At 35.3% G+C, this 17,288-nt stretch carries 18 protein-coding genes; 17 read left to right on the top strand and 1 reads right to left on the bottom strand.

The annotated features are described in order from the left end of the window. The first annotated feature begins 34 nt into the window (after positions 1-34). The 7 genes from CLLU_RS15320 to CLLU_RS15290 all read left to right on the top strand — a co-directional run bounded on the left by CLLU_RS15320 (position 35) and on the right by CLLU_RS15290 (position 8,155). Positions 35-688 carry a ribonuclease H-like domain-containing protein gene (locus CLLU_RS15320; RefSeq protein WP_106010647.1) on the top strand — a complete coding sequence of 218 codons (654 nt, stop codon included), beginning with the start codon at positions 35-37 and terminating at the stop codon, positions 686-688. A 75-nt stretch (positions 689-763) separates the two neighbouring features. Continuing rightward, entirely contained in the window at positions 764-1,462 is a 699-nt protein-coding gene (locus CLLU_RS15315) for a FadR/GntR family transcriptional regulator (protein ID WP_106010649.1), read from the top strand. 301 nt (positions 1,463-1,763) lie between these two features. Next, positions 1,764-3,290, top strand: coding sequence for an L-lactate permease (locus tag CLLU_RS15310; RefSeq protein WP_106010646.1), 1,527 nt, complete (start codon positions 1,764-1,766; stop codon positions 3,288-3,290). Positions 3,291-3,351: 61 nt separating this feature from the next. Continuing rightward, positions 3,352-4,626 carry a nickel-dependent lactate racemase gene (larA, locus tag CLLU_RS15305; RefSeq protein WP_106010645.1) on the top strand — a complete coding sequence of 425 codons (1,275 nt, stop codon included), beginning with the start codon at positions 3,352-3,354 and terminating at the stop codon, positions 4,624-4,626. Positions 4,627-4,672: 46 nt separating this feature from the next. After that, complete coding sequence (locus tag CLLU_RS15300; RefSeq protein WP_106010644.1) at positions 4,673-5,461, top strand: electron transfer flavoprotein subunit beta/FixA family protein; 789 nt, start codon at positions 4,673-4,675, stop codon at positions 5,459-5,461. Between the two features lie 19 nt (positions 5,462-5,480). Further along, complete coding sequence (locus CLLU_RS15295) at positions 5,481-6,695, top strand: electron transfer flavoprotein subunit alpha (protein WP_106010643.1); 1,215 nt, start codon at positions 5,481-5,483, stop codon at positions 6,693-6,695. Positions 6,696-6,742: 47 nt separating this feature from the next. Then, on the top strand, positions 6,743-8,155 hold the full coding sequence (locus CLLU_RS15290; protein WP_106010642.1) for an FAD-binding oxidoreductase: 1,413 nt from the start codon (positions 6,743-6,745) through the stop codon (positions 8,153-8,155). A 165-nt stretch (positions 8,156-8,320) separates the two neighbouring features. Here CLLU_RS15290 and CLLU_RS15285 read toward each other — a convergent pair whose 3' ends face one another. Next, entirely contained in the window at positions 8,321-8,854 is a 534-nt protein-coding gene (locus CLLU_RS15285; RefSeq protein WP_276329479.1) for an MFS transporter, read from the bottom strand. Positions 8,855-9,104: 250 nt separating this feature from the next. On the opposite strand from CLLU_RS15285, the gene argC reads away from it, so the two are divergent. From argC to CLLU_RS15235, 10 genes are all read left to right on the top strand, one after another. Then, entirely contained in the window at positions 9,105-10,139 is a 1,035-nt protein-coding gene (argC, locus tag CLLU_RS15280; RefSeq protein ID WP_106010641.1) for an N-acetyl-gamma-glutamyl-phosphate reductase, read from the top strand. Between the two features lie 23 nt (positions 10,140-10,162). Next, positions 10,163-11,383 (top strand): bifunctional glutamate N-acetyltransferase/amino-acid acetyltransferase ArgJ, encoded by a 1,221-nt coding sequence (gene argJ, locus CLLU_RS15275; protein ID WP_106010640.1) that lies wholly within the window; start codon positions 10,163-10,165, stop codon positions 11,381-11,383. Between the two features lie 39 nt (positions 11,384-11,422). After that, complete coding sequence (gene argB / locus CLLU_RS15270) at positions 11,423-12,274, top strand: acetylglutamate kinase (RefSeq protein ID WP_106010639.1); 852 nt, start codon at positions 11,423-11,425, stop codon at positions 12,272-12,274. Between the two features lie 89 nt (positions 12,275-12,363). Then, entirely contained in the window at positions 12,364-13,539 is a 1,176-nt protein-coding gene (locus CLLU_RS15265) for an aspartate aminotransferase family protein (protein WP_106010648.1), read from the top strand. Positions 13,540-13,722: 183 nt separating this feature from the next. Further along, complete coding sequence (locus CLLU_RS15260) at positions 13,723-13,929, top strand: DUF1657 domain-containing protein (protein ID WP_106010638.1); 207 nt, start codon at positions 13,723-13,725, stop codon at positions 13,927-13,929. A gap of 18 nt (positions 13,930-13,947) precedes the next feature. Continuing rightward, positions 13,948-14,808, top strand: coding sequence for a DUF421 domain-containing protein (locus CLLU_RS15255; RefSeq protein WP_106010637.1), 861 nt, complete (start codon positions 13,948-13,950; stop codon positions 14,806-14,808). Positions 14,809-14,819: 11 nt separating this feature from the next. Continuing rightward, positions 14,820-15,299, top strand: coding sequence for a stage V sporulation protein AC (spoVAC, locus tag CLLU_RS15250; protein ID WP_106010636.1), 480 nt, complete (start codon positions 14,820-14,822; stop codon positions 15,297-15,299). Further along, a complete protein-coding gene (gene spoVAD, locus CLLU_RS15245; protein ID WP_106010635.1) occupies positions 15,300-16,301 on the top strand; it encodes a stage V sporulation protein AD in 1,002 nt (333 codons plus the stop codon). 21 nt (positions 16,302-16,322) lie between these two features. After that, positions 16,323-16,676 carry a stage V sporulation protein AE gene (spoVAE, locus tag CLLU_RS15240; RefSeq protein ID WP_106010634.1) on the top strand — a complete coding sequence of 118 codons (354 nt, stop codon included), beginning with the start codon at positions 16,323-16,325 and terminating at the stop codon, positions 16,674-16,676. A 32-nt stretch (positions 16,677-16,708) separates the two neighbouring features. Then, entirely contained in the window at positions 16,709-16,915 is a 207-nt protein-coding gene (locus tag CLLU_RS15235; RefSeq protein WP_106010633.1) for a DUF1657 domain-containing protein, read from the top strand. The last annotated feature ends 373 nt before the right edge of the window (positions 16,916-17,288 follow it).

Below are 17,288 nucleotides of genomic sequence, written 5' to 3'. Positions count from 1 at the left end.
ATATGATTTAGAATAGTTAGAAAAGAGTGGTAAAGTGATAGAAAGAGTTAATGATATTGATGTAGAAAAGCCATTGGTAGAGAATTCTTTAAAAGTAGATAACAATAAATGTATTTTTAAGGATGCTGTTTTTTTCGATCTGGAGCATTATATATACAAAAAACCCATATGCATAGGTGTATTCGGATGCTGTTTTTATGATTATAAAAATGAACTTCTAAAGGTAACCCAATACATGATAGAGAATAAAAGGGATGTAAAATCCATACTTAAACTTTCAAAACAATATTTTAAAAATATGATTGAACAGGGTAAAAAATATATAGTTACTTTTTCGGGTAACAACGATTTTACGGTAATAAACTATCTTTTTAAAAAATACAATATGGAATTTAATATTCAGGATTATTTTATAAGTATAGATTTGCAGAAACAATATGAAAATGAAATTCACAAATCCATAGGACTGAAGACATTGGAAAAGGAATTTGGTATTACAAGAGAAAGTGAAGTTATAAGTGGATCGAATTTAGCTAAAACTTTCAGTAAAATAGTAAAAGATAGCGAATATATAAATAGGATGCCAAGTATAAAAAAAGAAAAAATACTGCTTTACAATGAACAGGATGTAGTAAGTTTATTTGATATATATACCAAATGGAATGATGTTTTTGCAAATTCCATATAAAAGACTTTAAAATGAATATCAAATATTGTAATATAAATATATTACGGGCACTTGAAGAAGGAGATGAAAGAATTGATTTTTACTCCTATAAAGAGTATGAAGGTATATGAACAGGTAATAGAACAAATTGAAAATATGATTATGGACGGTACACTCAAAAAAGGAGATAAGCTTCCCTCTGAAAGAGAACTGGTGGAACGGCTGCAGGTAAGCAGAACTTCCATAAGGGAGGCCTTGAGAGCTCTTCAAGTAATGGGGTTAATAGAAAGCAAACAGGGCGAGGGTAATTTTATAAGACTAAATTTTGATGAGAGTTTGTTCCAGCCTCTTTCCATAATGTTTATGCTTCAAGGAGGAAATCCAGAAGAAATAATGGAAGTAAGAAAACTTATAGAAGTGGAAACTGCCTCTGTGGCAGCAGTAAAGATAAATGAAGAACAATTGGAGAGCTTAAGGAAATTGTCGGATGCCTTTAAGATTTCTGAAGATGAGAATGTCAATGCAAAATTTGATAAACAATTTCACTATGAAATTGCACAGGCTGCAGGAAATTTTTTGATAATAAATATTCTAAATGCCATGTCTTCTCTAATGGACTCCTTTTTAAAAGGTGCCAGAAAGAAAATACTGGTAAATCATGAGAATTTAAAGGCCCTTGCAGAACAGCACATCAGAATATACCAGGCACTTAAATCCCACGATCCTGAAATGGCTTCAAGAGAAATGAACAGACATCTGGATTTTACCAATGCGTATATCAAAAAAAATATGTAAATATGGTATTATTTATTAATATTATAAAAATGGTATTTTGTGTATAATAGTTAATTTATTAACTATTATACACAATTTTTTTTGGCTAAATTAAAATATGAGCACAAATTTTTTTAAGTTAGCTAATGTAAACGTTGTTTATACAATGCGAACTGTCTTATGTTTGAAATCGATTAAATGTTAATCAAATAACAATTATAGAAAAATTTTGGTGAGTATGATAACATAATTATATAAGTGGTAATACCATAATACCATAACATGTACTACCACGTTTAGATTTTTGGGGGAGGGAATAATATTGAATGTTTACTTACTTTTTTTCATAGCATTGATACCAATAGTATGGCTCATGGTTTCATTGAGCGCTTTGAAAATGCCTGGACATAAAACTTGTCCTTTCACATTGGCTGTTACTATACTATTGGCAGTATTAATATGGAAAATGCCGGTTTTAAATGCTGTTACTGCAACTTTTGAGGGAGTCGCCCTTGCTGTATGGCCTATTTTAATTGTAATAATAGCAGCTGTATTTACCTATAATCTTACCGTTTACACCAAGAGTATGGATGTAATCAAAAAGATGATGACAGGTATAACCACGGATAACAGGATACTAGTGCTTATCTTAGCCTGGGCTTTTGGTGGATTTATGGAAGCTATAGCAGGATTTGGAACTGCAGTTGCCATACCTGCAAGCATAATGGCAGGTCTTGGATTTAATCCAGTATTTGCAGCTATCATATGTCTTATTGCAAACACAACTCCTACTGCTTTTGGAGCTATAGGAATTCCTGTAACAACTCTTGCAAAGGTTGCCAACATCGATGTAACACAACTCAGTTATGCTGTTGGGCTTCAATTGGCAGTTCTGATTGTAATTGTACCTGTGATACTTGTAATGCTTACGGGTAGAAGTGTAAAAGCCATAAAGGGTTTTTGGGGAATATCCCTTGCATCTGGCATTTCCTTTGCAGTTCCTGAAGTGTTGGCATCAAAATATTTAGGTGCAGAACTTCCTGCAATACTTGGTTCAGTAGTCTGTATGGTAGTTACAATAGCTGTGGCTAAAATATTTTACAAGAATACTGCTGATGAAAATGCTGAAAAGGTTTCCTTCAAGGAAGGAGTATTGGCCTGGCTGCCATTTATATTGGTCTTTATATTTGTAATATTGAGCAGTGCACTGTTCCCACCTATAAACAAAGCACTTTCTGCAATAAAGACATCAGTACCCATTTACACAGGAGAAGGTGCATCACCTTATGTATTTAATTGGATATCAACTCCAGGTACACTTATTATAATAGCAACTTTTATAGGAGGGCTTATCCAGGGTGCCAAATTCATTGAAATATCGAAGGTTTTAGGCAATACTATTAAGCAGATGGCTAAATCGTCCATAACTATAATTGCCATAGTGGCACTGGCAAAAGTAATGGGTTACAGTGGAATGATAAAATCCATATCAGTGGTTTTGGTGGCAGCTACAGGAGGATTTTACCCTCTGATTGCTCCTATCATAGGTGCACTGGGAACCTTCGTAACAGGAAGTGATACATCTGCAAATGTATTATTTGGAGGTCTTCAGGTAGAAGTCGCCAGATCCCTTCATCTAAATGAATTCTGGCTTGCTGCCGCAAATACCGGAGGAGCTACCGCAGGAAAGATGATATCGCCTCAGAGTATAGCAGTTGCTACAGCAGCTACGGGGCTTGCTGGACAAGAAGGGAAAATATTAAATGCTACTCTGAAATTTTGCGTAGTGTATGTAATTATATTGGGGCTCATTGCCTATTTTGCAGGACCTTTATTTGGATTTAGCTAACTCTGATTTCACATGGAGTTACTCAATTTAAATAAAATAGTGATGGAAAGGATGATTAAATATGACATTAATAAAGTTACCTTATAATAAAAAAAAGTTGGGAATTCAAATTGATGACAAGAATTTGTCGGCTGTACTTGAATCAAAGGCAGAAAGCTATAAAACAAAACTTACAGAATCCGAAATAGTTGAAAATGCACTTGATAACCCAATAGGATCTCCTAAATTAGAAGAATTGGTTAAAAATAAAAAAAATATGGTCATTATAAGCAGTGATCATACAAGACCAGTTCCAAGCAAAATCATAATGCCCATACTTTTAAGAAGAATAAGGGCCGTCAATCCTGAAATCGATATAAAAATTTTAATTGCCACAGGTTTTCACAGACCTACAACGAGAGAAGAGCTTATAGGTAAGTTTGGTGAAGAAATAGTTAAAAATGAAAATATAATAGTACATGATTCCCGTGACAGCAGCAGTCTAGTTAAAATAGGAACACTTCCTTCAGGAGGTGAACTCATAATAAATAAAGCAGCAGTAGAAACTGAACTTTTAATTGCAGAGGGATTCATAGAATCACATTTCTTTGCGGGTTTTTCAGGAGGAAGAAAAAGTATACTTCCCGGAATAGCTTCTACTAAAACTATCATGGCCAACCACTGCTCAGAATTTATAGCAAGCCCTTATGCCAGAACAGGGAAATTAAGAAATAATCCAATTCATAAAGACATGCTGTATGCGGCTGAAAAAGCAAAATTGGCCTTTATAGTAAACGTGGTCATAGATGGAAATAAAAAAATAATAAATGCTTTTGCAGGTCACAGTAAATTAGCACATGAAGAAGGCTGTAAATTTGTACTGGAGTTGTCTAAAGTAGATGCAGTGCAATCAGATATCGCCATTTCCACAAATGGAGGTTATCCACTGGATCAAAATATATATCAGTCAGTTAAAGGGATGACTGCAGCAGAGGCAACCTGCAGGAAAGGCGGCGTAATAATAATGGTTGCTGCCTGTAATGACGGACATGGTGGTGAAGGCTTTTACAAGAGTTTGTCGGAGGTAAAATCTCCTGAAGAATTTTTAAAAAAAGTTTCAAAGGTGCCAAGAGGAGAAACAGTGCCTGATCAGTGGGAATCCCAAATACTGGCCAGAATACTCAGCAAATGTACTGTTATCATGGTTACCGACATGTGCGATCCACAGATTATAAAAAACATGCACATGCAGCATGCATACACCGTTGAAGAAGCTCTAGGCAGAGCCTATGATATTGTTGGAAAAGACGCAAAAGTAGCTGTTGTACCGGATGGAGTTGCCGTAATTGTAAGCTAAATAATCAAATGATTTTAAATTTATATAAATTTTGGAGGTAGTTTAAATGGATATATTAGTATGTATAAAACAGGTACCTGGAACTTCTAAAGTTGAAGTGGATCCTGTAACCGGGGTATTAAAAAGAGAGGGAATAGATTCTAAAATGAATCCCTATGATCTATTTGCATTGGAAACTGCACTGAGACTTAAAGAAAAACATGGAGGAGTAGTAAAGGTAATAAGTATGGGGCCACCTCAGGCTGCTGATGTAATAAAAGAAGCCTATATGATGGGGGCAGATGAAGGAGTACTTCTGTCAGACAGAAAATTTGCAGGAGCTGATGTACTGGCCACTTCCTATACCATATCTCAGGGAATAAAAGCAATGGGTCACATAGATCTTGTTCTCTGCGGCAAACAGACTACAGATGGAGATACAGCACAGGTAGGCCCTGAAATGGCGGAAAATTTGGGAATACCCCACATAGCTAATGTACTAAGTATTGAAGAAGTAAAAGATAACTCAATGGTAGTCAAAATGGATATGCCCAATACTATAGAGATATCAGAGATAAAATTTCCGTGCCTTTTAACCGTGGAAAAAGATATCTTTCAGCCAAGACTTCCATCCTACAAGAAAAAGCTGGCGACAAAAGACAGGGAAGTGAAAATATTAAGCCTTAAGGATTTTGAAGATAAAAATGAAAACAGATATGGTCTCAATGGTTCGCCAACCCAGGTAGAGAGGATATTTCCACCTGAAGTGAACACGGATAAGGAAATATGGAATGGAACTGGCGAAGAATTGGCGGATAAATTGACTAAAAAACTTAAGGAATGTAAATTCATATAAATATTAGGAGGAATGGAAAATGGGTAAATTGGTAATAAACAAAGAAAAACTTACTCCTGCAATTATAGAGGAATTAGTGGGTATATGCCCTTTTGGAGCAATGGAGAGCAAAGAAGGCAGCTTGGAGATAAATGCAGCTTGTAAGATGTGTAAATTGTGTGTGAAAAAAGGACCGGAAGGAGTAGTAGAGTTTGTAGAGGATAAAGTTGAAGAAATAGACAAGAGCCTGTGGAAGGGAATAGCTGTCTATGTGGATCATGTAGAGGGAAATATCCATCCTGTAACTTATGAACTCATAGGAAAAGCTAAAGAACTGGCTGCCAAAATAAGTGAGGATTATCCGGTATATGCTGTATTCGTAGGATATAATATAAAAGACAAGGCCAAGGAAATACTTCATTATGGAGTGGATGAAGTTTTTGTATATGATTATGAGGAGCTTAAAGATTTTATAATAGAACCTTATACTGCAGCTATGGAGGATTTCATAAATAAAATCAAGCCTTCAACTCTTCTTGTAGGAGCCACTACCGTTGGAAGATCACTGGCACCCAGAGTTGCCGCTAGATTCAAGACCGGACTTACTGCAGACTGTACAATATTGGATATGAAAAAAAACACAGACCTTGTTCAGATAAGACCTGCTTTTGGCGGTAATATAATGGCACAGATATTAAATCCAAATCATAGGCCTCAATTGGCTACAGTAAGATATAAAGTTATGAATGCACCAGAAAGATCCGAAAGTACTTCAGGAAAAATAACTGTCCAGGAAATGGATAAGAAAAAATTTAAATCCGGAATAAAAGTATTAAAGGTAACTAAAAAAGAAGTTGAAAAGGAAATATCAGAAGCAGATATAATAGTTGCAGTAGGCAGAGCATTTAAAAATGAGAAGGATCTGGAAATGGCATATGAACTGGCCGATCTGCTTGGAGGACAAGTAGCTTGCACAAGGCCGCTTATAGAAGCAGGATGGATAGATTCCAAAAGACAAATAGGTTTAAGTGGAAGAACAGTAAAACCAAAGCTCATAATAACCTGCGGTATATCGGGCTCAGTACAGTTTGTAGCCGGCATGAACAATTCTGACCTTATTATTGCAATAAACAAGGATCCTAAAGCATCTATATTCAATGTAGCTCACTATGGTATTGTGGGGGACATATATGAGATTATACCAAAACTTATAGAGAACATTAAAAGCAAAAAAGACCTGTATCAATTAGCGTAAATTGAAGGTGAATTTCAAATTTTTAAGTTTAGTTTGGAGGAAAAAACATGGAAATGTGTATTGAAAAATATAAAAAATTAGATAACAATGATATAAAATTCCTTGTAGATTTACTCGGTGAAGACAGAGTTTTTACCGGTGAAAATATAAATGATGATTACAGCCATGATGAATTAGGCGGAGTCAGCAAGTATCCTGATGCGATGGTAGAAGTTGAAAATGCAGATGAAGTTTCAAAAATAATGTCCTATGCATACAAAAACAATATACCGGTAGTAGCAAGAGGTTCAGGAACCGGTTTAGTCGGATCCTCGGTGCCAATAGAAGGAGGCATAATGATAAATCTGACTAAGATGAACAATATAATTGAATTGGATGAGGAAAATCTCACTTTGACACTGGAACCAGGTGTGCTTCTCATGGATATAGCAAAATTCGTGGAAAGTCACGATCTATTTTATCCACCGGATCCAGGTGAAAAATCAGCTACCATCGGTGGAAATGTAAGCACAAATGCCGGGGGAATGAGAGCCGTTAAATATGGTGTTACAAGAGATTATGTAAGAGGTCTTGAAGTAGTACTTCCCAATGGAAATATAATAGAACTGGGAGGGAAAATAGTTAAAAACAGTTCTGGCTACAGCATAAAGGATTTGATATGCGGTTCGGAGGGAACTCTCGGGATAATTACAAAGATAATATTGAAGCTTCTTCCGCTTCCAAAACAGTCCATAAGCCTGCTTGTACCGTTCCCTGATCTCAATAGAGCTATAAGCACAGTACCCAAGATAATAAAATCAAAATCCATACCAACTGCTATAGAATTTATGCAGAGGGAGGTCATACTTGCGGCGGAAGAATTCCTGGGTAAGAAATTTCCTGATAATTCCTCAGATGCATATCTGCTTCTCACTTTTGATGGAAACAGCAAGAAACAGATAGAAGCCGATTACGAAAAAGTAGCTGAAATATGTCTTCAGGAAGGGGCCCTTGACGTCTATATTTCAGATACGGATGAAAGAAAAGAATCAGTTTGGTCTGCCAGGGGAGCATTTCTTGAAGCTGTCAAGGCCACTACTACAGATATGGATGAGTGCGATGTGGTTGTTCCAAGAAACAAGGTGGCTGAATTCATAAAGTATACCGACGAACTTCAGAAACAGTTTAATATAAGAATAAGGAGCTTTGGTCATGCAGGAGATGGAAACCTACATGTATATATTTTAAAAGATGATCTTTCGGATGAAGAATGGAGCAAAAAATTAAGTGACGTATTTGACTGTATGTATAAGAAATCAGAAGAATTGCACGGTGCCGTTTCGGGAGAACACGGCATAGGCTATGCCAAGAAAAAGTATATATCCCGCCAATATGGAAAGGAGTATATGCAGCTTATGAAAAATATAAAGCTTGCTTTTGATCCTAAAAATATACTAAATCCCGATAAAGTATGTGAATAATTAGAGAATAAAATAATGGAAAAAGTACTGTAAAACTACTTTGAAAATAGTTTTGCAGTACTTTTTTGTAAGGATAACGTATTCTAAGTGCTAAAGACACTAAGAATACTGTTAATAAGGTTCAGGTGGAGAAAAGTATTCCTTATTAGAAAACTCCACCTGAGCCTAAGAATCACTTGATCTATGTTTTATACCTGAAAAATGAATTGCAGCTGCGACTATTTGAAAGATTATTCCCACAACACATACTCCAGTCCATCCCCAAAATCCCCAGAAAAATGTTCCCAGAAACGAACCCAAAGCTCCACCACAAAAATAAAAAGTCATGTATACGGCATTATTACGATTACGAGCTGCGGCATCCAAAGCATTAATACGAGCTTGATTTGAAATTTGACCGGATTGAATACCTAAATCAAGTAAGACTACTCCAATAATTAGTCCCCACATTTGGTATCCGAAAAGTAAAAAACAAACATATGACAAGGCAGAGATTACAATAGCTATAGATAAGGTAAATCGGGGGCTTTTTTTATCAGCTATTCTTCGTACAACAGAAGCAGCTAAAGCTCCTATTATTCCTACTAACCCAAACATTCCTGCAGCTTCAAATAAGTTTTGTTTATAAGACAGAAAATACTTAAATTTCAATATAATGATATATATAAACCATTGCATATTTATAATAAAATAAATCATGCAATTCTAATTTTATATGCTTAATTTACGTAGAAGTAATGCGACTTCAGCAGATTTTAAAAGCTAATATTTATGCAAAAGCTTTGAATGTTTAGTGTATAAATTGTATATTACCAATTGAAGAATTTTTATAAAATATATTGAATATTTATTCATAAAGTTTTATAATAACTACATGTTTAAAATAATATACAGGAAATTAATGCCTGTATAAACTTTATAACAATACCTATAAAGGGGGTAGATAAATTTGATACAAGCAGGAATTATTGGAGGAACAGGTTATGTGGGGGCAGAACTCATAAGACTTTTATCAAATCACAGCAAAGTCAAAATATCCGGCGTATCTTCCGTACAGTACAATGGAAAATCCATATCCAGCATATATCCTGGATTTTACGGTCTTCAGGAAATTGCATGTGAAAGCCAGCAGGAAGTTGTGGAAAAAAGTGATTTAATATTTATTGCACTTCCCAGCGGACTCAGCCAATCTATTGTTGAAAATGCAGTTTATAAAAATAAAATATGTATTGACATGGGAGCAGATTTCAGGTTTAAAAATGAAGCTTTATACAAAAAATGGTATGGAAAAACTTTTTTAAAGCATAAGCTGCATGAACAATCTGTATATGGCCTTCCCGAACTCAATAGAGAACATATACGAAAAGCACAGGTTATAGGTAATCCAGGCTGTTATGCTACATCAGTAGAACTTGCCCTTTTACCGCTTATTTCAGAAGGTTTGATAGAAGAAGAAGGTATAATTGCTGATTGCAAATCAGGAGTGACCGGTTCAGGAAAAAATCTTACAGAAAGCAGTCACTTTGTAAATTGTAATGAGAGCTTTACTGCCTATAAAGTGGCAAATCATAGACATACCCCGGAGATAGAAGAAACTTTAAGCAGTGTATCTAAAAAAAATGTGAAGCTGACATTTATCCCCCATCTGCTTCCGATAAATAGAGGAATTTTATCTACAATTTATGCGACTCCCAAAAAAGCAATAGATTTGGAGAGAGTACACGAGAAATATCGTGAATTCTATAAAAATGAGTATTTTGTAAAAGTACTTCCCCTAGGAGAAGTATCGAAAATAAATAATGTAAGGCTTTCAAACTACTGTCATATATCCTTGCATTATGATGAGGAAAATAATAAACTGATAATTATATCTTGTTTAGACAATATGATGAAAGGTTCAGCAGGACAGGGAATTCAAAATATGAATATTGTTTTAGGTTTTTCAGAAAAAGAGGGACTTGCCGCTTTACCGGCTGTTTTTTAATTTAACTACAGGAGGTTATTAAAATGGATTTAAAATTTACAGATGGAGGTGTAACTTCACCAAAAGGCTTTATATCTTCAGGAGTCAGCTGTGGTATTAAAAATAATGATTCGAAAGATTTAGCTCTTATAATGTCCACCAGTCTCTGTAATTCTGCGGGAGTTTACACTAGAAACAAGGTGAAAGGTGCTCCACTTCTGGTTACCAGGAAACATTTAAAAAATAAAACTGCACAGGCTGTAATCGCAAATAGTGGCAATGCAAATACCTGTACAGGTAAGGTAGGCATTGAGGATGCAGAGAAAATGTGCAGCTTTGTGGCAAAAGCATCAAACATTGGAGAAGAGGATGTGCTTGTGGCTTCTACAGGCATAATAGGGGTAAAATTGGATATTGATTCCATAGAAAATTCCATTCCATCTTTAGTAAAAAAATTGAACAAAGATGGCTATAAGGATGCATCTAGAGCCATAATGACTACGGATACTGTTCCTAAAACTCTGGCCGTGGAATTTAAAATCCAGGGAAAGCCGGCTGTCATAGGTGTCATGGCAAAGGGCTCTGGAATGATACATCCCAATATGGGTACTATGCTTTCTTTTATTACCACAGATGTGAATATAAGCGGTAAACTTCTTGAAAAAGCTTTAAAGGAAAGTGTCAGAATAAGCTATAATAGAATTTCCGTAGACGGAGATACATCTACCAATGACATGGTACTGATTATGGCAAATGGACTTTCTGGCAATGATATAATAGAAAAAGAAGATGAGAACTATAAAATATTTTTAGAAGCACTTAAAAAATTAAATATAGAAATTGCAAAAATGATTGCAAAAGATGGAGAAGGTGCTACAAAACTTATTGAATGCAGAGTCTTAAATGTACCCAGTGAAAAGGACGGTGAAATTTTTGGGAAATCGGTGATATGCTCCAACCTGGTCAAAACTGCATTTTTTGGATGCAGCGCAAATTGGGGAAGAATACTGGACGCAGTGGGATACTCGGGAGCAGATTTCGATATAGATAAACTTCAGGTATCCCTGGAGAGTTCAAAAGGAGACATATTGGTGTTTAAAAATGGAGAACCTGTGGAATTTTCAGCTGATGAAGCATCTGATATATTATCAGAAGACGAGGTGAGTATAATTTTGAATTTTAACCTGGGTAATTATAATGTATGCTGCTGGGGATGTGATTTAACCTACGGATACGTGAAAATAAACGGAAGTTATATGTCATAAAAGTTGACGATTTTAAAGAAGGGGGTGCATAATCAAATAATGAATTATAATGATGTGGCAAAAGTTTTAGCAGAATCACTGCCCTATATTCAAAAATACAGGGGTAAAACCATAGTTGTCAAATACGGCGGCAGTGTAATGAAAGATGAAGAGCTTAAAAAATATGTAATAAATGATCTGGTACTCATGAAATGTGTTGGAATAAACATAGTGGTTGTTCACGGCGGAGGCCCTTTTATCTCCTCTCACCTAAAAAGACTCAATAAAAAGAGCATTTTTATCGACGGGTTGAGGTATACAGATGATGAAACCATGGATATAGTTCAAATGGTGCTATGCGGGAAAATCAACAAGGATTTAGTAAATTTAATCCAGAGTTATGGAGGAAAGTCCATAGGATTATGCGGAATAGATGGAAATATGATTGAAGCACGAAAAGCTACATTTAAAGCAGATTTGGGAAATGTGGGAGAAATAGTAAATATAAATACCGAAATCATCAATAATTCCATACAAAATGGATATATTCCCGTAATAAGCAGTGTAGCCAGAGATAACAGCGGCAAGTTATACAATATAAATGCAGACACCTGTACTTATAGAATTGCGGCAGCATTAAATGCACAAAATTTAATACTTCTTACGGATGTTCCCGGAGTAATGACGGATATAGAAAATCCATCCACATTGATCTCAGAATTAAAATTAGATGATGTTCCTGATATGTACGAAAATAATATTATAAAAGGAGGGATGATACCCAAAGTAAATTCCTGTGTGGAAGCTGTTAAATATGGGGTCAAGAGTGCCCATATTATTGATGGACGAGTTCCTCATTGTCTTCTTTTAGAATTATTTTCAAAAAAAGGGATAGGAACAATGATCTATTAAATTCTAATAAAATAAAAATTTATAATAAAAAGGGGGCGAACCCATTGTACGGAGATCATATGGCCAAGTTTCTGTACAATGGAATTCATATGGATTATTTACAGTATTCAAAGGAATATTTAATGAACACCTACAATCATATTCCCGTAGTATTTACAAAGGGAAAAGGATGCAAACTCTATGATGTTTCAGACAAGGAATATTTAGACTTTACTTCAGGCATCGGCGTTATGGCATTGGGGCATGGAAATGAAAAATGGACTGCAGCCGTAGAAGCACAATTGAAAAAATTGGTTCATACATCAAATATAGTCTTAAATGTACCTGTCCTGGAGCTGGCTAAAAAAATTACAGAAATTTCAAATATGAGCAAAGTGTTTTTTAGCAATTCAGGAACAGAAACCAACGAAGGAGCTATAAAACTTGCCAGAAAATACAGTTTCGATAAATACGGCAAAGGGAGAAGTACCATAATCACCCTGGACAGAAGTTTTCACGGCAGAACAATGGCTGCATTGGAAGCTACAGGAGAAGATGAGCTCCATAAATACTTTTATCCTTTTCCGGAGGGATTCAGACATATCGACATAACTGTGGAATCTTTAGAAAAAGCTGTAGATTCCAGTGTTTGTGCCATTATGATAGAGGCAATTCAAGGAGAAGGTGGAGTGAATCCATTGAGCAGAGAATTTGTAAACAAAGTATTCGAGATAGCTGAGAAAAATGATATTTTGGTTATATGCGACGAAGTTCAATGTGGTTTGGGAAGAACAGGAAAGCTGTTTGGATTCAATAATTACGACGTACATCCAGATATCATATCTGTAGCCAAAGCTCTCGGAGGAGGCCTGCCAATTGGTGCCATACTCTGCAATAAAAAACTGGAAAATACTTTTAATTATGGAGATCATGGTTCCACTTTCGGAGGAAACCCGGTTTGTGCAGCTGGAGCTATAGAAATATTAAACCAAATTTCTGATAAAAAATTTTTAGAGAATGTAGCTGAAAAGGGGAAATTTGTAAAAGAATTTTTCAAAAACAAATCTTTCAAAAATATAAAAGAAGTTCGTGGAGTAGGATTGATGATAGGAATAGAAATAAAAGGGAAAGCTTCTGATGCACAGAGAAAGGCTTTTGAAAATGGTCTTCTTGTATTAACTGCAGGCAGAAACAATGTAGTGAGACTTCTTCCACCTCTTATAATTTCAAAAGAAGAATTGGAAAAAGGATTGAACATAATATATAAAACTGTAGAAAGCATGTAGTCAATTAAAACAACACTGGATGTTCAAGTACAGACTCCAACTTATCTGTGGATAGGTTGGAGTTGTTTTTTGTTCAAAAATTGATGTTATATGTAATAATTTCGTATAAATAAGGTAAAGATAGATAAAAAGATTTAGTTATACTTTTTTAATAGAATATAAAATATGAGGAGGGTTTAAAAATTGACTGTAGGATCTAAAGTAAAACAAACATTGATTACTTTAAAGGGAGCAAAAAGTACATTGCGGTTATACTCTCTTCAAGAACAGGATAAAAAGGCCAGTGCTGTATACAAAGAAGCTTTTGAAGCTGTGGATGTCATAACTAATGATTTGGATAAAAGAATTAAATTTCTGGAATATGAAGAACCCCAGTATAAAGGCGATTGATTTGGAGGAATAATATATATGAAAATCTGGATTGTAATTTTATTGAAATCCGCAGCATTGTTTTTTTTAGCTCTGCTATGTGTAAGAATACTCGGCAAGAAACGCTGGGCAAAAATAACTCCTTTTAATTTCATAAATTATATAGTAATAGCTGTTATCATTGCACTTATCTCTGTAAATGTGATATCTAACTGGGTATTTGGAATACTTGCCCTGGCTGTATGGGTATTATTCCCCATTGCACTGGATTATCTGTGTATGAGAAGCAAATTTATGTATAATTTAATAAATGGCAAAGAAATATTAATTGTAAAAAAAGGTAAAATCATGGAAGAAAACCTGAGTAAAATTAGATACAGCGGTGAAGATCTGCTCAGGGAACTTCGTTCCAAAAATGTATTTAATCTAGCGGATGTAGAATTTGCAATAATGGAATCTACAGGAGACATAAATGTAATACTAAAATCCGACAAGAAGCCGGTAACTCCAAAAGATCTGGGAATACAGACCTCTCCTGAAGGTGCATCTCAAACTGTAATATTGGATGGAAATGTAATAAATGAATCTTTAAGCAATTTAGGACTAAATCAGGGGTGGTTAAACGAGCAATTGGAACTTCTCGGAGTATCTCTGGACAATGTATTCATAGGTCAGGTGAATTCAAAAGGTGAACTCTATGTGGACTTATTTGATGATATGATTGAAGTTCCCCAGTCAAAAGTGAGAGAACTGCTTTATGCCAGTTTGGAAAAGGCAGAAGCGGATTTAATGTCCTTTAGCCTTGAGACCCAGGATAAAAATATGCAGAATATCTACAAAAAAGACTCACTTATATTGAAAAAAATATTGGGAAAATTAAAACCCTACTTGTTGGGATAGAAGGTGATAAAATGTCTGATAAAAAAAATAAGAAACTGACACCCGTTCAACAACAGTATCAAAAGCTGGCAAAAGAAAATGAAACAAAAAGAAAGGTTTTTACAAATTGTCTGAAGGCGTTTTTAGTTGGAGGAACAATATGCACCACAGGCCAGGCACTTCAATTCATATTTATAAAATATTTTAATTTTACTGAATCAACTGCCGGAAATCCCACCTCTGCAATTTTGATAATAGTATCCGTTCTCCTTACAGGATTTGGTATATTTGATCACATTGCTCAGTGGGCCGGAGCAGGTACAGCCATACCTGTCACCGGGTTTGCAAATTCCATTGCCTCCTGCGCCATAGAACATAAAAGTGAAGGATTTGTGCTGGGAGTAGGGGGTAATATGTTCAAACTGGCAGGTTCTGTAATAAGTTTTGGAGTTTTTTCGGCATTTGTAATGGCTATTGTGAGAATAATTATTCAATGGTTAGGTGGGATTTAAATGATTCAGGGACATCAATCGTGGATCTTTCAATCCAAGCCAGTCATACTAGGGTGCTCCGCCGTAGGAGGACCTTTTGAAGCAAAGGGTGCATTGGCCCAAGAATTTGATTTGCTCCATGAAGATATTTGGCTTGGTCAAGATAGTTTTGAAAAAGCTGAAAAAAAATTACTGGAAGAAGCCTGCAACATGGCCATAAAAAATTCAAAAGTCAAAAAAGAAGATATAAATTTTTTCATCAGTGGAGATCTTATGAATCAGATAACCAGCAGCAGTTTTTCCGCCAGAACTCTTAAAATTCCTTACCTGGGTATATTCGGAGCATGTTCCAGTTCTATGGAAGGATTGGCTATATCTTCCTTCATCATAGACAGCAATGGGGCTGAATATGTGCTATGTGGAACTTCAAGCCATAATGCAGCTGCAGAGAAACAATTCAGGTACCCTACAGAATATGGAGGTCAGAAGCCTCCTACAGCACAGTGGACAGTAACCGGAGCCGGTGCTGCAGTGGTTGGCAGGGGATATGACAAACCTAAAGTCACTTCGGCTACTATAGGCAAAGTAGTTGATATGGGAATTTCCGATCCCTTCAATATGGGAGCTGCAATGGCACCTGCTGCAGTGGATACAATAGAAGCACATTTTAGGGATCTAAATAGAGATCCTTCCTATTATGACATAGTAGCTACAGGGGATTTAGGCAAAATAGGTCATGAAATAGCTAAAAAAATGCTCAAAAAAGATGGATTTGAATTTCCCCAGGGAGTATTTACGGACTGCGGAATTTTAATGTATAAAAAGGATCAGCCTGTATTTTCAGGTGCCAGCGGATGTGCCTGTTCTGCTACAGTAACCTATGGCCATTTTTTAAAGCAGATGAGCAGAAAGAAAATAAGTAAAATATTAGTAGTAGCTACAGGAGCACTTATGTCTCCCATGTCATATCAACAAAAGGAAAGTATACCTTGTGTTGCCCATGGTGTATCCATAGAAGCATAGAAAAGAGGTGTATTTATTTATATGGAAAAATTTTTTTGGGCATTTGTAGTAGGCGGATTAATATGTGTAATAGGACAAATCATGATGGATGTTTTTAAACTCACCCCAGCCCATACCACAACTACCCTTGTAGTATTGGGAGCCATATTGGGTGGATTGGGTTTATATGATCCTCTTATAAAATTTGCCGGAGCAGGTGCTTCTGTACCCATAAGCAGCTTTGGAAATGCATTGGTAAAGGGAGCTATCATGGAAGCTAAAGAATTTGGAATAATAGGGGTTCTAACAGGAATTTTTGAGGTCACCAGTGCTGGTATATCTGCTGCTATAATTTTTGGATTTATTGGTGCTATATTATTTAACCCAAAAGGGTAGATTAATAAAGACAGGTTAAGGAGGTGATAAATATGACAGTTGGCACTCAAATGCAGCAGGCAATAGCTGGAATTCAAAGCGCAGCTGCAACTATGAAGACATTTGCTCTTGAAACTCAAGATGAAAATGCCAAAAAAGATTTTGAAAGTATAGCAAAAAATCTAGACGAATCTTTACAAACACTTAATGGAAGACAAAAATACATTCAACAACAGGAACCACAATATACTAAATTTTAGTTATAATTCATGATAAATCACATCCATTTAAATTTAATTTAAAGGCCATAATTTTCTGTATTTACAGCACAAAATTATGGCCTTTAATTTTAAAATAAATTAAAAAAGCACTATTTAAAATAAATTTTTAGTAGTGTTTTTTTATTTATTCCAATTTGATAAAAATATTGTATAATTGAATTAAAATATAATAACAAAATTTATTGTCCAAAAATCCTGTTTACAAATATACTATTAGTATAAATGTTAGGTAATTGCGAAACTCACTGATAAAAATGAATTGATGATGGGAAGAAGTTTCAAAAAAAGGTAATTAGAAGATCAAAGGCAATTCTTGTAATTTATAATAGTTAAACAGAAAAAAAGGGCATAA

Origin of the sequence: Clostridium luticellarii (assembly GCF_002995845.1) — a bacterium.
Lineage (GTDB): Bacteria > Bacillota > Clostridia > Clostridiales > Clostridiaceae > Clostridium_B > Clostridium_B luticellarii.
The sequence above is the reverse complement of the archived record's forward strand: the minus strand, read 5'-3'. Positions and strand labels throughout refer to the sequence as shown.